Genomic DNA, 15,563 nt, shown 5'->3' with positions numbered 1-15,563 from the left:
CGCCAGGCTTCGGGCTGGAAGGAAAGGGGAGCCTCGCATGCGATGGTGGCAAGTTTTCTGCTGAGAAAGGCCTTTTCCTGGTTGAGAAGGAGGTTCTCCGCAAGCTTTTTTTTGCCCATTCCGGGCAGGGCCGCATAGATGTTCTCAAGGCTTCCGTATTCCTGGATGAGGCTTGTGGCGGTTTTGGGGCCAATGCCCGGAACGCCGGGAATGTTGTCGGAGCTGTCGCCTGTGAGGGCCATCATGTCCACAATACCTTCGGAACCAAAGCCAAAACGTTCCTTGAGGGTGGCTTCATCGCTCCACACGTCTTTCATGGGGTCAAAGATGCGGGTTTTTTCATCCACCAGCTGGAGAAAGTCCTTGTCCCCTGTGACCAGTACCACCTGGAAACCCGCTTCTCTGGCCTGGCGGGTCAGGGTTCCGGCAAGATCATCGGCCTCCCAGCCTTCCATGGACAGAATGTTAAGGCCCAAGGCCTCGCTGACAGTGTGGATGCGGGGAATCTGGCATACGAGATCCTCGGGCATGGGCGGGCGGTTGGCCTTGTATTCCGGATAGATTGCATGGCGGAAGGTGGGGCCTTTGGCATCAAAGAGCACCCCTGCATATTCGGGTTTGCAGGTTTCCAGGAGCTTGATCAGGGTGCGGGTAAAGCCGAAGGTGGCGTTGGTGGGTTCGCCTTTGCTGCTGGAAAGGTTGCGGATGGCATGGTAACTTCGGTAGATATAGGCGGAACCGTCGATGAGGTAGAGTATGGGTGCTGTCATGGCCCTGTTTCCTGGAAACAACGTTGGCGATAGAGCCCCATAAGGAGCGGCATCTGTAAGATCTGCTCTGTACCATGGGCACTTTCAAAGGACAAGAAGAGGAGATGGGTATGGGGAAGGGGCGTATTCTCACAGAAGATGACGAAATTCTCAGCGTATTGGAAGAATGTCGGACCATTGCGGTCTTGGGGATGAGTCCCAGGGCGGAGCGGGATTCCAATGAGGTGGGACTTTACCTTGTAAGGGCCGGATACGGAGTGATTCCCGTGTATCCGGGGCAAAAGGAAATTTCCGGTCTGCGGGCGTATGAGAAAACGGAAGACCTTGCTGCGGGCAGCGTGGACATTCTCAATGTGTTCAGAAAATCTGAAGATGTGGAAGCCCATGTGGCAGATGCCATCCGTCTGAAGCCGAGAGTTTTCTGGATGCAGCTGGGAGTGGAAAACGAAAGGGCGGCCGAGCGTTTGATGGACGCGGGCATTGACGTGGTGATGGACAGGTGCATCAAGGTGGAACATGCAAGACTTTGTCGGTGAGAAGGAGGGAAAAAAGGGAGGGGGGTACCGGGAGCGGCGTAAGCAGGCGAGAACGGAGCCCTGTCACTGGTGCCGGAAGACAGCGCCCTTTGTGTGGCAGTGCCGCTGCGGGTTAAGGATCTGCCAGGCCTGCATGGATGAGAATTTCTGGGGCCTTTCCTGCAACGGCATCACCTGGGTCTGCCCGGACTGCGGGGAGCAGAATGGTTTTGGAAACCAGTGAAAGGCTTTGTGAGAAGAGATAAAGGCCGGGTGGCAGAATGACGCAGGAGAAAGGTGTTTCCATGCAAAGGCGGCAAGGCTGGGTCTCAGGACTCGTTTTTTTCATCCTCTGGGCTGTGATGGTTTTTCCTTTGCATGCGGGCCCCCGCATGGAGATCGGGGAGAGGGTGTACACCTTTGACGCCCTCCCTGAGGGCGTGGTGATTCATCACCGTTTTCCCATACGCAACACCGGAGACGCGGAGCTGCGCATTCTGCGCGTCAACCCCGGCTGAGGCTGCTCCGTCGCCTCCTTTACGGGGCGCATCCCTCCCGGTGGCGAGGGACATATTGAGGTACAGGTGAATACCCAGGGCTATGCGGGGCGGACTCTGGTCCAGGCCATTGCCGTGCTGACCAATGCGCCGGATCAGAGGGAAGTTCGTCTTGAGATCCGGGGAGTTGTGAATCCCTTTGTCCGCATGGAGCCCGGAATACTCCGGTTTCAGGGGATGCAGGGAAGTCCCGTGGAAGCCCGTCTCAGACTGACGCCGGATCCGGCCTATCCCTTTACCGTAACAGGGATTCGTGCGGAAAAGGGGGAAGACTTTCATTTTACCCTGACCTTTGACGATACCCAAGGGGCCTACCTTCTGATTGGGGAAAATATCCGAAAAGAACCGGGACGCTATCTGGACACCCTGGTGCTGGACATTGAAAGCCCTGTGCGCAAGGAAATCCGTATCCGTGTTCTGGGAGATATCCGGCCTGTTGCGGAATCCCCGTCTTAAGAGAATCTGCGCGGACGTAAGGGACTTTAGATACGGCAAGGGAAAAACAGCTGCCCGGCTCTGGGGCCGGGGGCCGAAGGACTGCCACGAATGCTGAAAAAAGAAGGATTTTCATGGCCTTTTTACAGGATATTTCTGTGATCGCCTTTGATTGCGATGGCGTGATGTTTGATTCCACGGAAGTGAACCGCAGCTATTACAATCAACTTCTGGAGGCCTTTGACCTGCCCCTGATGGACGATGCGGCCTTCCATTATGTACACATGCACACAGCCGAAGGGGCCATTCGCCATCTGTTTGAAGGTCGGGTTCCCCTGGAAGCTGTCAGGGAAAAACAACGCGCCTTTCATTATCCGGATCTTTTTCCTTTGATGAGGGAAGAACCCCACCTGCGGGCTTTGTTGCGATTCCTGAAGCCTAAGTTCCGGACCGCAGTGGCCACAAACCGCTCCAATACCCTCAGGCCTCTGCTGGATCATTTTGATCTGACAACCTATTTCGATCTTTTGGTCACATCCTTGGATGTTCCAAGGCCCAAACCCTGGCCGGACATGCTGGAGGCCATTGTACGGCGTTTCGGGGTTCGGCCGGAAAATCTGCTTTATATCGGCGATTCTCCGCTGGACGCCCAGGCGGCAGCGGCAGCGGGTTGTGTTTTTGTGGGGTATGGGCCCGAGGATCTGGGAGCCTCTTTGCATATCCGGAGGCTGGATGTTGTGGCCACATGGCTGGAAGGCGGGGGGGAAGGGGAAGGAAAGCCCCCTTCTTTTTTCAGATGAAATTGACAACCGCCCCGCAGAGGCGCTGAATCTGCCTTTCAAGGTGAGGCAGAAGGCTGCGGAGGATGTGCAGGTTGTCCGCCCGTTGGGCTGCCAGTTCTATGTCCCGGGCGGCTTTGGCCAGGGCCGGGCAGGCGGCATTGAGGGCCATGCCATGGAGGGTATGGGCTTCCCGGAGGATCCTCTGGAAGTCGCCGAGATCCAGGGCTTCGGCCAAAGCCTCCATTCTGACGGGTATGTTGTCCATGACCGTACGCATAACCTTTTTTGCCCAGACCTCATCATCCATCAGCCTGTAGAGCAGCTCCGTTTTGTTGAATGCGGGCAGTTCGGTCTCCTGGATGAGGTCCGGGGAGGGGGCCTGGGAAGGCAGAACAGATTCCCTTGAAACCTGAGCATTCTGGGAAGGCAACCATTTCTGGAGTACTTTGGCCAGATTTTCAGGATTCACGGGTTTGGCCACATAGTCGTTCATGCCTGCCTGCATGCAGCGGGCGCGGTCTTCGGGCATGGCCCCTGCTGTCATGGCAATGATGGGCAGGGCAGGGGAGGCTGAGATGCGGTTTTTCTGTTCCCGCTCAAGCCTCCGGATTTCTCTGGCTGCTTCCATGCCGTCCATTTCCGGCATCTGCACATCCATAAGGATCAGGTCGTAGGGAATGGTCTGCAGGGCTTTGATCACTTCAAATCCATTGGCCGCGACGTGGGCCTTGAGGCCCATTTTTTTCAGAATGCCGAGAGCCACTTCCTGGTTGGTGACATTGTCCTCGGCCAAAAGAACGCGCCCGGAAAATCGGGGGAGGTGGCGAAGCTGAAACCTTTTTTTGTGAATGTGGTGGCAGGTGATGATGGGCCTGTCGGGCGTGGCCTTGTCCGTATCCCCGACAATGGCCTTGAGAATCTGGAGCAATTCACATCTGCGGATGGGCTTGCTCAGGTAGGCGGTAAAGCCCATCTTTTCAAAGCGCTGTACATCTCCGAACTGATCCATGGATGTGAGAATGACGATGGGCAGATCCGAAAACCGTGGATCCGCCTTGATGGTTTTTCCAAGCTCAATGCCGTCCATTCCCGGCATCTGCATGTCCGATATGATGAGCCCGAAGGGAATACCCGCATGCCAGGCTTCGAGCAGGGCGCGCATGGCGCATGGTCCGCTTTGGCAGGTACGGGGGTGGGCGCCCCAGGAGGAGAGATTCTTTTCGAGGATTTCCCGGTTGGTGGCATTGTCATCCACAACCAGAACATGCAGTCCCCGGATATCAGCGGGCAGATCCGGGGCAGGGGCGGCGTGGCTTTCCTGCAGGCCGAATCGCGCGGTGAACCAGAACTCCGTTCCCTGGCCCTCCTGGCTGAGAACTCCGATTTCCCCTCCCATCATTTCCGCCAGCTGCCTGGAAATGGCAAGGCCGAGTCCCGTTCCCCCAAACCTTCGGTTGGTGGCGGTGTCCACCTGGGAGAATTTACGGAAAAGGAGGTGGGTTTTATCGTGGGGGATGCCGATGCCCGTATCGCAGACGGAAAAGCGTAAGCATACGCTGTCCGAAGGATTTGGGTCCAGGATCTGGGGTATCCCGGTCTCTGGCTCTCTGCAAACCCGGGATACCCGGACGGTGACTTCACCCTTTTCTGTGAATTTTACGGCATTGCCCGTGAGATTGTTGAGGATCTGACGCAGTCGGCCGGGGTCGCCCCGCAGCCATCGGGGAACGTCGGGGTCAGCATGGCAGATGAGTTCCAGTCCTTTGGGGTGGGCCTGCACCGCCATGACCGTGGCAAAGTCATCGAGAAGGGATTCGAGGTCAAAATCTAAGGACTCCATTTCAAGTTTTCCGGCCTCAATCTTGGAGAAATCCAGAATGTCGTTGATGAGGGATAAAAGGGATTCCCCGCTGTTCTGGATGGTCTGGGCATAGCGCCTCTGTTCCGGAGTGAGGGACGTATCCAGGAGCAGCTCTGTCATGCCGATGACCCCGTTCATGGGGGTACGGATTTCGTGGCTCATGTTGGCAAGGAAATCGCTTTTTGCCTGGGTGGCCTGCTCCGCAAGGAAGAGGGCTTTGTCCAGAGCCTCGTTCTGCATGGCGAGCTGACGTGCGTATTCCTGGATCTTTTCCTTTGCACGCATGCTTTCCGTGATGTCCGTGAAGGTGGTGAAAACCCCATAGGGGCGTTTATCCCCGTCATGAAATTTGGGTACGGCGTCAATGAGAATCCAGCGTTGCTCCTTTTGTTCTGGATGATAGATGCCCATGAGGACGCCGTGGACGGGTTTTCCGGTTTTCAGGGCCACCATGGCGGGGTGCTGGTCTCCGGGAAAATCCGAGCCATCCTCACGGACAGCGCGCCAGCGGGGATCCAGGGAGGAAAGCCCCTGCATCTGGTCCAGGGTGAGGCCGAGGATGGTCTGGGCTGCGGGGTTGCATCCTGTGATCTGGCCTCTGGCGTCCTGGTAGACCACGCCCTGGCCCATGGTTTCAAAGAGGTTGCGGTATAATTCTTCGTTTTCCCGCAGGGCTTCCTCAGCCCGCTTCTGCTCAGTGATGTCGTGGACAATGACGCTCAGGATTTCCCGGCCCTGGGCCAGGATGGTGCTTTTGAAAATCTCCACATCCCGTATGGAACCGTCGGACCGGCGATGCCGGGAAAAAGATCTTGCGGGGTTTTCCTGGCAGGGGTGGGGTGGGGTCTTGTCCGTGAGGGGGAGGTCCAGAAGCTGGATGTCCTGGATGCACATCTGGCGGAGCAGGGGCTGGGGCCAGCCGTAAAAAGCAGAGGCCGCTGCATTGGCTTCAAGGATTCTCCCGGTCTGGGGATCCATGTGCATTTTGATGGCGCTGTGGTTTTCAAAGCTGCTGCGAAAGATTTCTTCCTGGGTCTGGAGCAGCTCGTTTTGCATTTGAAGTTCGGTTTTATGGATGAGAAGTTCTTGTAAAAGTTCCAGAGCTTCCTCGGAGGTGAGATGCTCCACTTCCCTGGGATGGACCTGCCCCACCCGGCGCACGGCGGCTCTGTGTAGTTGTTCCCTGTCAAGGCAGAAGACCTCAGAAACGGGACGGACAGCCTTCTGGGCAGAAGGGGCGTCGGCTTTTGGGGCTGAGGTGTCAGGTTTCTTGTCCATGGCGGCCTTTTTTTTAAAAGAATGAAACGGAAATACTTTGGGCATTCTACCCTGTGGTGGGGGTGTTTTGATGTATGAATGCCAGGGGTTTCAAGCGCTTAGCTTGCCTGTACCCCTAAGGCTCATGATTACAGCATGGCATAGGGGTCTACGTCCATGAGAATTTTCACCCCGCTGACCCTGGGGCTTACGGCGGCCTCGGCGCTTTCATTGAGTTTTGGAATGTCTGTTCCCAGAAGAAGAATCTGATGGCGGAACTGACCGGCCATGCGGCTGATGGGGGCTTCCGCAGGTCCGAGGATGCGGACCCTCCCGGCGGAGGCGGATCGGGCCTTTTCTGCGGCGATGCGGGCCGTCTCCTGGACCCGGCCTTCGTCTTCCCCGGAAATGCGGATCTGGATCATGCGGGAAAAGGGGGGGTAGCCCAGCATTCTGCGGGTGGCGATCTCTTCGGTGAAAAAGGTGTCGCTGTCTTGAGTGCGGGCGGTCTGGATGCTGTAGTGATCCGGGTTGTAGGTCTGGAGGATGACCCTTCCGGGAAGATCGCCGCGTCCGGCCCGGCCCGCCACCTGGGCGAGGGTCTGGAAATTGCGCTCACTGGCCCTGAAATCGGGAAAGCTCAGGCCCAGATCCGCGTTTAAGATTCCCACAACGGTGATGCCTGGGAAATCGTGGCCCTTGGCCACCATCTGGGTGCCCACGAGAATGTCCACCTCCCGGTTGCGGATCTGTTTCAGCATACGGATGAGGCTGCCTTTTTTCCCCGTGGTGTCCTGATCCATGCGCAGGATGCGGGCTTCCGGGAAAAGATAGCGGGCCGCACTTTCCACCTTTTCCGTGCCCATGCCGAGAACCCGGACCTCCGGAGCCCTGCACTGGGGACAAAGGGGGCTGGCGGATGTTGAAAATCCGCAGAAATGGCATAAAAAGGCGTTGGCTTTCCGGTGCAGGGTGAGGGCAATGTCGCAGTGTCGGCATTTCACAATTTCACCGCAGATTCCGCAGACGGGAAACCCCGCATAGCCCCTGCGGTTGAGAAAGAGGAGTACCTGCTCTTTTTTTTCAAGGGCTTCCTTCATGGCGGCGTAAAGGGGGCGGGAGATGTAGCGGTCAATGCCGGAAGCGCTTTTCATTTCCTTCAGATCCACAAGATCCACCCTGGGCAGGGGACGGCGGTTGACCCTTCGGGTGAGCCGAAGCAGGGTAAAGCGGCCGTTGCGGGCGTTTTCAAGGCTCTGCACCGATGGGGTGGCGGAGCCCAGAAGCACGGGACAGTCTTCCAGCTGGGCCCGCAGAATGGCCATGTCCCGGCCATTGTAGCGCAGACCCGTATCCTGTTTGTAGGAGCCGTCGTGCTCTTCATCCACAATGAGAATTCCCGGTTTCACCAGAGGAGCGAAAACCGCAGATCGGGCCCCGATGACCACGGGCATCTCGCCCCAGAGAATCCTTTCCCACTGATCCAGCCTTTCTCCCTTGGAAAGTCCACTGTGCAGCACCGCCACCTTCTCGCCGAAACGGGCCCGGAAGCGGCCCGCAATCTGGGAGATGAGGGCGATTTCCGGCACCAGGACAATGGCGGATTTTTTTCTTTCCAGACAGTCCTCCACAAGGCGCAGGTAGACTTCCGTCTTTCCGGACCCCGTGACGCCGTGGAGTAGAAAACGGTGAAAGCCTCCCGACATCCGGGAAAGAAGCTGATCCACCACCGCAGTCTGCTCCTCATTGAGAAGGGGCGGGCTGTCTTCTTCCACGGGATCTCCCAGGGGATCGCGGAAGATGCGGTGCTCTTTTTCCGTGACAAGGCCCTTTTCGATGAGCCAGCGCAGGCTGGCCGTGGCCTGGGGAATGGCTGTCTGGATGCGGGAGGTGTCCGCAGGTCCGTTTTCCCGGAGCCACTCCCAGAGAGCAAGGCGTTTGGCGGTGATGGAAAGGGGAGGGCCTGTTTCTTTGGAAACGGCGTAGGCTTTGCGGGTTTTGGCCTTTGCCTCCTTCTGGCTGAAAACCCGAAGCATTTCCACAAGGCCTTCTTCACAGAGAAGGGCCATCTGCCTGGCACTGACCGCCTCGCCCTGAAGCCGGATGCGGGGCAGGGGCTGCGGCGCTCTCACCAGCATGCGGAGAATCTCCCGAAGGGGATGGCTTTCCAGGTGATTTTTTCCGGACTCGGTGAGGCTGTACATCCTGCGGTCGGAGAGGTTGAGGCCCGAAGGCAGGGCCGTTGCCAGGGTTTCCCCCAGGGGATGGTGATAATAGGCGGCCATGCGCTGGTAAAAGGGCAGGTGTTCCGGAGGAAAAAGGGGCGCTTCATCAAGGATTTCAAGAATATCAAGGATTTTCATGCCCTGGGGCGGGGCCGAGGGCCCCAGAATATAGCCGGTTACCGTGCGATGTCCCAGAGGCGTCAGCACCCTGAGGCCGATCTGAACCTGTGGGCGCAGGGCTTCGGGAACCCCATAGGTGAGGGCGGGGAAAAGTGGAGCATCTACGGCAACGGAAATGAAGGCTGGATCTGGGTGCATGGGATATCCGTAAAGGGGCTTGCTGTCTGCGGGTCGATGGCGGAAAAAAGGTCCTTTTTCGGGCGAAAGGGCTGGGTTTGGGGCTGAGCAGGCCAGACCGGGCGGCTTCCGCAGAGCAGAATTCCTATTAAGGATGGGGCCTGCTGTCTGTCTGGCTTGTAACACCTTGGGCAGGGGCGGGCAAGGCCCTTTCCGGCCCATGGCTTTGGGCTTGACCGATGGACTGGCATCCTTTAATGTGTTGCGGATTCAAAGCTTGAAAAGGCAATAAAATCCATGGATTTGAAAGCGGATACCTGCGGTTTTGCGCAGATCCCTGCGACCTTTCTGCCTGTTTTTTTCCATCTTTTTGTTTTTTTTCAAAGGAGGTTTCCATGGCTGTCCATGTTGCGGATCATCCCCTGATCCGGCATAAGCTCGGACTTTTACGTCAGAATGATCTTGCCACCAAGAATTTTCGGGCCATTGCCAATGAACTGGCAAGGCTTCTCACCTATGAGGCGACAAAGGACCTTGAAACCGAAACCGTGGAGGTGGAGGGCTGGGCCGGGCCTGTGCGGGTGGAGCAGATCAAGGGCAAGAAGATTACCGTTGTTCCCATTCTGCGTGCAGGACTTGGTATGATGGATGGGGTTCTTGATATGATTCCTTCGGCCAAGGTCAGCGTGGTGGGGCTTTACCGCAATGAGGAGACCCTGGAGCCCGTGCGCTACTATGTGAAGCTGGCTTCGGACATGGACAAGCGCATGGCCCTGATCCTTGATCCCATGCTGGCCACGGGGGGAACTCTGGTGGAGACCGTCCATCTTTTAAAGGAAGCCGGATGCACCCAGATCCGGGGGCTTTTCCTTGTTGCCGCTCCCGAAGGCCTCAAACGTCTGGAAGCGGCCCACCCGGATGTGGATGTCTATGTGGCGGCGGTGGATGAGCGCCTGAACAGCAAGGGGTACATCCTGCCCGGTCTTGGAGATGCGGGGGATAAAATTTTCGGAACCAAATAGAATTCTGACCATCAACCTCTGGCCCTGCTCTGGGTCCTAAGTCCCCATGTCATGTTTTCCCCAAGGAGATTTTATGCAGGAGAATGATTCCCAGGCCTATCGATTTCAGGCCAAAGACGCCCTTGTGGGCGGACAGATGCTTTTTGTGGCCTTTGGGGCCCTCGTGCTTGTGCCCCTGCTCACGGGCCTTGACCCCAATGTGGCCCTTTTCACCGCAGGGGCCGGAACCCTGATTTTTCAGCTTGTCACCCGGGGCAAGGTGCCGGTTTTTCTGGCCTCGTCCTTTGCCTTCATCGCGCCCATTTCCATCGGCGTGGGCCAGTGGGGGCTTGCCGCTACCATGGGCGGACTTGTGGCCGCCGGGGGCGTCTATGTTCTTTTAAGCCTCCTGATCCGCTGGCAGGGGGTGAAGATTCTGACCCGTCTGCTGCCTCCTGTGGTAACGGGGCCTGTGATCATGGTGATCGGTCTGATTCTTGCCCCCATTGCCGTGCAGATGGCAACGGGTGTGGCCAATCCCGACGCCATTGTGCCCAGGGGAACGGCCCTGACCGTTTCCATGGCAGCCCTGGCAACCACGGTGCTGGTCTCCCTCCTCGGCCGGGGCATGTTCCGGCTTATTCCCATTTTCTGCGGTATTGTGGTGGGCTATGGTCTGGCTCTTTTTTACGGGCTGGTGGATTTCTCGCCGGTACTCAATGCCCCCTGGTTTGCCGTTCCCTCCTTCACCACCCCGGAGTTTCATCTGGCGGCCATTCTCTTTATCATTCCTGTGGCCATCGCACCGGCCATCGAGCATTTCGGGGATGTGCTGGCCATCGGCGCCATTACGGGCAAGGATTATCTGAAGGATCCGGGCATTGAAAACACCATGCTGGGCGATGGTCTTGCCACGAGTTTTGCCTCCTTTCTCGGCGGACCTCCCAATACCACCTATTCCGAGGTGACCGGCGCTGTGGCCCTCACGGGCGCCCGGAATGCCGGTGTCATGACGTGGGCTGCGATCATTGCCATCCTCCTTGCCTTTGTGGGAAAACTGGGAGCTCTGCTCGCCACCATTCCCGCCGTGGTGATGGGGGGCATCATGCTGCTGCTTTTCGGAGCCATTATGGTGGTGGGGCTGAACAGCCTTGTGCGTTCCGGCGTGGATCTGATGCAAAACCGTAACCTTGCCATTGTGGCCCTGATTCTTGTGTTCGGCATCGGTGGCATGACCTTTTCTGCGGGTCAGTTTTCCCTGGAGGGCATCGGCCTTGCGGCCATTTTTGGGGTATTGCTGAACCTCTTTCTGCCAAGGGCCCGTTAGGCGGAACGGAAAAGTCATTCATAAAGAAAAGCCCGTCGGCGTTCCACAGGAGCGTCAGACGGGCTTTTTCAATGGGGCAAAAGGGGGGCGCAGTTGCCCCCAGGATTGTTGTTTTTAAGGATCAGCGCTGGTCCATGGGAACCCAGGCGCTTTCCGTGAGGCCCGTATAAATCTGCCGCGGACGGCTGATGCGGCGGGAGGGATCTTCCATGCTTTCCTTCCACTGGGCGATCCATCCGGGAAGGCGGCCGATGGCGAACATGACGGTGAACATGTTGGTGGGAATGCGCATGGCCCGCAGCACAATGCCGGAGTAGAAGTCCACGTTGGGATAGAGGTTGTGATCAATGAAATAGGCGTCCGTGAGCGCCACTTCCTCTAAGCGTTTGGCAATATCAAGGAGGGGATCTTCTATCTTGAGTTTTCCCAGCACCTTGTCGCACATTTTTTTGATGATCTTGGCCCTGGGATCATAGGTTTTGTAGATGCGGTGACCAAAGCCCATGAGCCGGAAAGGATCGTTTCTGTCTTTCGCCCTGCGGATCACCTCGTCAATGGTGGCGCCATCCTTATGGATTTTTTCCAGCATCTCAATCACCGCCTGGTTGGCTCCGCCATGGAGGGGACCCCAGAGGGCGGAAACCCCTGCGGCGATGGAGGCATACAGGGGCGCGCGGCTGGACCCCACCAGTCGGACCGCTGCGGTGGAGCAGTTCTGCTCGTGGTCCGCATGGAGAATGAGAAAGACGTTCATGGCTTTCACGAGATCCTCATCCACAATATAGGGGTGTACCGGGCTGTCGAACATCATGTTGAGGAAGTTGGCGCAGTAGGAAAGGTCGTGCCTGGGGTAGACCACCTTTTCCCCCCTGGACATGCGGTAGGACATGGCGGCCATGGTGCGCACCTTGGAGATCAGATAGAGAAAATGGGTGTGGATGTCCTCTTCTGTACCCATGTCCGGATAGAAGCTGCGGAGGGCCATGATCATGGCGGAAAGAATGCCCATGGGATGGGAGGCCTGGGGGAAGTTCTGGAAGAAAACCTGCATGCTCTCGTGCAGCATGGAAGAATCGTTGAGCAGAACCCGGGTCTGATTCAGCTCTGAAAGGGAAGGCAGGTGCCCGTTGATGAGCAGAAAGGCGGTTTCAATGAAGGTGGCGTTTTCGGCAAGGTCTTCGATGGGAATGCCCCGGTAGCGCAGAATTCCCTTTTCACCGTCCATAAAGGTGATGGCGGAGGCGCAGCTGCCCGTGTTTCCAAAACCGGGATCATAGGTGATGTATCCGGTTTTCCGGCGCAGGGCGGTGATGTCAAAGGCTTTTTCGCCTTCTGAGCCGATAATGACGGGAAGCTCGTATTCCTTGCCTTCAATGATCAGCCTGACGGTTTCGCTCATGGAATTTCCTTTTTTACCTTTGGGTGGATATCCGTATAAAATGAAAGCCAGAAAAAATAAAAATTTTTCCATGGCAAAATAGATGCGGTCTGCCCTGGCTGAGGACGCTTCCGCGAGCTTCAGAGCCAGCGGAAGGATAAGTGAGGAAATATACGCTTTGGGATGGAAGGGGTCAAGAATTTGGGCATGGTTTTTACTCCTGAGTTCGGGCTTTGCAAAGCGGGTTTTTTCCCTTATCATGGTGGCATTGTGTTTTTTATCCATAGCAGAAACCCTGCCCATTACCCCGCAGCTCCAGAATTTTCTGGGTAAAGGAGAGCCCATGACGTTCCGGGAATCCCTTTTGAAAAAGATGGCCCTGGATGAGCAGGTCCGTAAAATCAGACGCTCTCTGGAGGCGGATACGGGAACCGTGGACCGGGAAAATCTGCGGAGACTGCTTGCTGAAGGCGCTTATGTCTCCCATAAGATCCGGGATCTTGAAATCTGGATGCGGGAGGTGAAGGGCGAGGCTCCGGACCTTGTGGTGGTGGACAATGGCCTTGGCCGTTATCGTACCACCCTGGAGGATGTGGCCTTGAGAAAAAGTCCCACTGTCAAGGAAATGATCAGCTTGCGCAATGCGCGGAAAATTCTTTCGGACAGCGATGTATTGGTCAGTCGCAGGGAAAAAACCCTGGATTTTCTCCAGCGCCATGCCCTGGGTTTTCTGGATCTTTCCTGGACGCCCCAGGACATTTCAGCCCTTGCGGATGACGGGGCTGTGGCCCTGGAAATTGAAGATGCGGAAGGTGTGGAGACGGTTTTGCGGCTTTTTGCGGAACTTCTGGGGCTTTCCGGCGCGCCTGCACCATGGGAGAAGCCGGGTTGGTGGTTGCGCTGTCTGAAGGATCAGGAAGGGGGAATCCGGAATCTGGTGGCCTTTTCTCGGGACAGCCTGCGCCTTGCAGAGGTGAAAGGGCCTTTGGATGCCAAGGATTCTGAAACCCATGGAGCAATCCGATCTCTGCTTTCCGGAGAAAAAAAAGGAGATCTGGAGGGAAAAGCGGTTTTTTCAGCCCTGATGGACGCTGTCATCGGGCATGCGTCTGACCGGAACGGTTGAAGGTGAAGGATGTGAAGGGGGAATTGGGGCATGATGGCAGACACCCCATGGGCCCTTAACGGAATCAACAATTGTGGATACGGAGGTGATTGTGATGCGGAGATTGTTTGTTGGAGCGGCTCTTTTGTGCGGTTTGCTTTTGCCCTCTTCCCTGCTGGCCCTTCCCCTGCTTGAGGCGGAGGTGGCTGTGGGCGGATGGATGCAGAAGCCATCCGGCGACATGGGCGTGACCCTCGGTGGCTTGACCGGAGCAAAGCTCGATCTCGAAAAAGATCTGGGATATGACACGGAAAATCGGCCTGCCGGGCGTTTGAAAATTGATATGCCCCTGATTATCCCCAATATCGCGGTTATGGCGACGCCCATGGAATTCACGGGAACGGGAAGTTTTAAAAATGATTTCAACTTTGCGGGCAAAACGTTCAGCGCCAATGTGCCTTACAGCTCCACGCTGAAGATGGATCAGCTGGATGTGGCGCTTTACTATGGTATTCCCTTTTTAGGCCTTGCCTCTCTGGGCACCCTTGGAGTGGATTTCGGGATCAATGTGCGTTTTTACCAGCTGGAAGCCTCTCTCAACCAGCCGACAACCGGCATAAACGGCAGAAAAAGTGTGAACGTACCCATTCCCATGGCCTACCTTGCCGCCCGTTTTGAACCCATTGATGCTCTGGGGCTTGAAGCGGAACTCAGGGGGCTTTCCATAGGGGATAATCAGATTGTTTCCGCCCTGGGACGTGTCCGTTATAATTTTTTTGGCCTGCCCATGCTGGGTTCTCTTTTTGTGGCGGGCGGATGGCGTCATGAACTCATTGACATTGACGAGTCGGGCGTTCGCATTGATACCACCTTTTCCGGGCCCTTTGTGGAGCTGGGTCTGAAGTTTTAGCCCCGCACGGAGACAAAAGGATAAAAATGAGGGCCGCAAGCTCCTGGGGAGCTTACGGCCCTTGTCGTTCAAAAAGACTTCTTTTGTGTCTACTCGTGGCCTGCGATGGTGTAGGTGGAGCAGGAGCCGCTGGAACAGGTGCGTTCCTGCTTGCTCACTCCCACATTTTTTCCGCCAGGTCCGCTGCCGGGACCTGCTGCCATGGCATAGGTGGTGGCGCTCATGACCCGCTCAAAGTGCTGGGCGCCGCAGTGGGGACATTTCAGCTCGTCCTCTTCACCGGCTTTGAGCAGGAGAAGCTCAAAAAGATCCTTGCATTCAAGGCATCTGAATTCATAGATGGGCATATCAAACTCCTTAGATGAAAAATTCAAATTCGGATGGGCTTAAGACCCAGGGTTTTGCAGTCGTCCGGAATGAATCCCTAGGGGGAGCCTCCCTTTTTGTCAAGCCCTGGCTTCCCGGAGCAGCTCCTTGGCATGGGCCAGGGTGGTTTCGGAAATGGCGGCCCCGCCCAGCATGCGAGCCAGTTCTTCTGCCCTTTTCTCCTGGGAAAGATGGGTGATCCGGGTGCGGGTTCTGCCGCCTTCCACGGCCTTGGCAATGTGAAAATGGTGCTGGCCGAATTTGGCGATCTGGGGCAGATGGGTGATGCAGATGACCTGCTGGTTTTGGGCCAGGGCCTGCATCTTGCGGCCCACGGCCTCGGCCACGGACCCGCCGATACCCGCATCCGCCTCATCAAAGATGATGGTACTCACCGCCTCGTTACGGGCCAGTATGGCCTTTAAGGCCAGGACCGTCCGGGACAGCTCGCCGCCGGAGGCAATTTTGCTTAAGGGGTTTTCCGTTTCTCCCACATTGGGTGCCATGCAGAACTGGGCGCTTTCTGTTCCCTCTTCCTGAAGGCCCCGTCCCTGATCCTGAAGCCAGGGGGAAGATCCTGCCTCCAGGGGCAGGAGGGCCACCCGGAAGCGGGTGTCCGGCATGCAGAGTTCGGCAAGCTCCTTTTCCACAGCACGACTGAGGCTGGCGGCTGCGTTTTCCCGTTTTCTGGAAAGATCACGGGAGAGAGCCACCACATTTTTGTGCAGGGTGAGGCCTTCTTTTTCAAGAAGGGGGATACGGTTTTCAAGATCCGCA

14 protein-coding genes and 1 pseudogene are annotated in these 15,563 nt (G+C 56.7%); 8 read left to right on the top strand and 7 right to left on the bottom strand.

Going from position 1 to position 15,563, the window contains the following annotated elements:
• Positions 1-770, bottom strand: a 770-nt coding sequence (locus RBR60_RS14705; RefSeq protein ID WP_320358139.1) for a 5'-3' exonuclease, incomplete at its 3' end; no start/stop codon positions are given.
• A gap of 110 nt (positions 771-880) precedes the next feature.
• On the opposite strand from RBR60_RS14705, the gene RBR60_RS14700 reads away from it, so the two are divergent.
• The 4 genes from RBR60_RS14700 to RBR60_RS14685 all read left to right on the top strand — a co-directional run bounded on the left by RBR60_RS14700 (position 881) and on the right by RBR60_RS14685 (position 3,077).
• Positions 881-1,306: a CoA-binding protein gene (locus RBR60_RS14700; RefSeq protein ID WP_320358138.1), complete on the top strand. Its 426-nt coding sequence runs from the start codon at positions 881-883 to the stop codon at positions 1,304-1,306.
• Positions 1,287-1,529: a hypothetical protein gene (locus RBR60_RS14695; RefSeq protein WP_320358136.1), complete on the top strand. Its 243-nt coding sequence runs from the start codon at positions 1,287-1,289 to the stop codon at positions 1,527-1,529. The genes RBR60_RS14700 and RBR60_RS14695 overlap by 20 nt, the downstream gene beginning before the upstream one ends.
• Before the next feature lie 61 nt (positions 1,530-1,590).
• A complete protein-coding gene (locus RBR60_RS14690; protein WP_413815474.1) occupies positions 1,591-2,298 on the top strand; it encodes an OS_HP2 family (seleno)protein in 708 nt (235 codons plus the stop codon).
• Between the two features lie 113 nt (positions 2,299-2,411).
• On the top strand, positions 2,412-3,077 hold the full coding sequence (locus RBR60_RS14685; RefSeq protein ID WP_320358134.1) for an HAD family hydrolase: 666 nt from the start codon (positions 2,412-2,414) through the stop codon (positions 3,075-3,077).
• Here the strand turns inward: RBR60_RS14685 and RBR60_RS14680 are convergent.
• The 3 genes from RBR60_RS14680 to RBR60_RS14670 form a co-directional block, all read right to left on the bottom strand.
• Positions 3,070-6,198, bottom strand: coding sequence for a response regulator (locus RBR60_RS14680; RefSeq protein WP_320358132.1), 3,129 nt, complete (start codon positions 6,196-6,198; stop codon positions 3,070-3,072). The two genes, RBR60_RS14685 and RBR60_RS14680, sit on opposite strands and share 8 nt — an antisense overlap.
• A 128-nt stretch (positions 6,199-6,326) precedes the next feature.
• Entirely contained in the window at positions 6,327-8,720 is a 2,394-nt protein-coding gene (gene priA / locus RBR60_RS14675) for a primosomal protein N' (RefSeq protein ID WP_320358130.1), read from the bottom strand.
• A gap of 127 nt (positions 8,721-8,847) precedes the next feature.
• Entirely contained in the window at positions 8,848-9,096 is a 249-nt protein-coding gene (locus RBR60_RS14670) for a hypothetical protein (RefSeq protein ID WP_320358128.1), read from the bottom strand.
• Here RBR60_RS14670 and upp point away from each other — a divergent pair.
• Both upp and RBR60_RS14660 read left to right on the top strand, forming a co-directional pair.
• Complete coding sequence (gene upp, locus RBR60_RS14665; protein WP_320358126.1) at positions 9,095-9,721, top strand: uracil phosphoribosyltransferase; 627 nt, start codon at positions 9,095-9,097, stop codon at positions 9,719-9,721. The genes RBR60_RS14670 and upp overlap by 2 nt on opposite strands.
• Before the next feature lie 73 nt (positions 9,722-9,794).
• Positions 9,795-11,027, top strand: coding sequence for a uracil-xanthine permease family protein (locus RBR60_RS14660; RefSeq protein WP_320358124.1), 1,233 nt, complete (start codon positions 9,795-9,797; stop codon positions 11,025-11,027).
• Between the two features lie 121 nt (positions 11,028-11,148).
• Here the strand turns inward: RBR60_RS14660 and RBR60_RS14655 are convergent, their stop codons facing one another.
• On the bottom strand, positions 11,149-12,426 hold the full coding sequence (locus RBR60_RS14655) for a citrate synthase (RefSeq protein WP_320358122.1): 1,278 nt from the start codon (positions 12,424-12,426) through the stop codon (positions 11,149-11,151).
• A gap of 322 nt (positions 12,427-12,748) precedes the next feature.
• Here RBR60_RS14655 and RBR60_RS14650 point away from each other — a divergent pair, with 322 nt between their 5' ends.
• Positions 12,749-13,531, top strand: a complete 783-nt coding sequence (locus RBR60_RS14650) for a hypothetical protein (RefSeq protein WP_320358120.1) — start codon at positions 12,749-12,751, stop codon at positions 13,529-13,531.
• A gap of 73 nt (positions 13,532-13,604) precedes the next feature.
• Positions 13,605-14,420, top strand: coding sequence for a TIGR04219 family outer membrane beta-barrel protein (locus tag RBR60_RS14645; protein WP_320358118.1), 816 nt, complete (start codon positions 13,605-13,607; stop codon positions 14,418-14,420).
• A gap of 89 nt (positions 14,421-14,509) precedes the next feature.
• Here the strand turns inward: RBR60_RS14645 and RBR60_RS14640 are convergent, their stop codons facing one another.
• Both RBR60_RS14640 and RBR60_RS14635 read right to left on the bottom strand, forming a co-directional pair.
• Entirely contained in the window at positions 14,510-14,767 is a 258-nt protein-coding gene (locus tag RBR60_RS14640) for a zinc ribbon domain-containing protein (protein ID WP_320358116.1), read from the bottom strand.
• 99 nt (positions 14,768-14,866) lie between these two features.
• A pseudogene (locus RBR60_RS14635) lies at positions 14,867-15,563 on the bottom strand (DNA repair protein RecN); the annotation flags it as partial.

This window comes from Desulfobotulus sp. (assembly GCF_034006065.1).
Lineage (GTDB): Bacteria > Desulfobacterota > Desulfobacteria > Desulfobacterales > ASO4-4 > Desulfobotulus.
Note: the sequence above shows the minus strand (reverse complement) of the source record. Positions and strands in the feature narration are given on the sequence as shown.

Bases quoted from the DNA above. Each gene is read 5' to 3' on its own strand.
- RBR60_RS14700 (WP_320358138.1), top strand. From the start codon at position 881: ATGGGGAAGGGGCGTATTCTCACAGAAGATGACGAAATTCTCAGCGTA.
- RBR60_RS14695 (WP_320358136.1), top strand. From the start codon at position 1,287: ATGCAAGACTTTGTCGGTGAGAAGGAGGGAAAAAAGGGAGGGGGGTAC.
- RBR60_RS14685 (WP_320358134.1), top strand. From the start codon at position 2,412: ATGGCCTTTTTACAGGATATTTCTGTGATCGCCTTTGATTGCGATGGC.
- RBR60_RS14680 (WP_320358132.1), bottom strand. From the start codon at position 6,198: ATGGACAAGAAACCTGACACCTCAGCCCCAAAAGCCGACGCCCCTTCT.
- priA (WP_320358130.1), bottom strand. From the start codon at position 8,720: ATGCACCCAGATCCAGCCTTCATTTCCGTTGCCGTAGATGCTCCACTT.
- upp (WP_320358126.1), top strand. From the start codon at position 9,095: ATGGCTGTCCATGTTGCGGATCATCCCCTGATCCGGCATAAGCTCGGA.
- RBR60_RS14670 (WP_320358128.1), bottom strand. From the start codon at position 9,096: ATGGAAACCTCCTTTGAAAAAAAACAAAAAGATGGAAAAAAACAGGCA.
- RBR60_RS14660 (WP_320358124.1), top strand. From the start codon at position 9,795: ATGCAGGAGAATGATTCCCAGGCCTATCGATTTCAGGCCAAAGACGCC.
- RBR60_RS14655 (WP_320358122.1), bottom strand. From the start codon at position 12,426: ATGAGCGAAACCGTCAGGCTGATCATTGAAGGCAAGGAATACGAGCTT.
- RBR60_RS14650 (WP_320358120.1), top strand. From the start codon at position 12,749: ATGACGTTCCGGGAATCCCTTTTGAAAAAGATGGCCCTGGATGAGCAG.
- RBR60_RS14640 (WP_320358116.1), bottom strand. From the start codon at position 14,767: ATGCCCATCTATGAATTCAGATGCCTTGAATGCAAGGATCTTTTTGAG.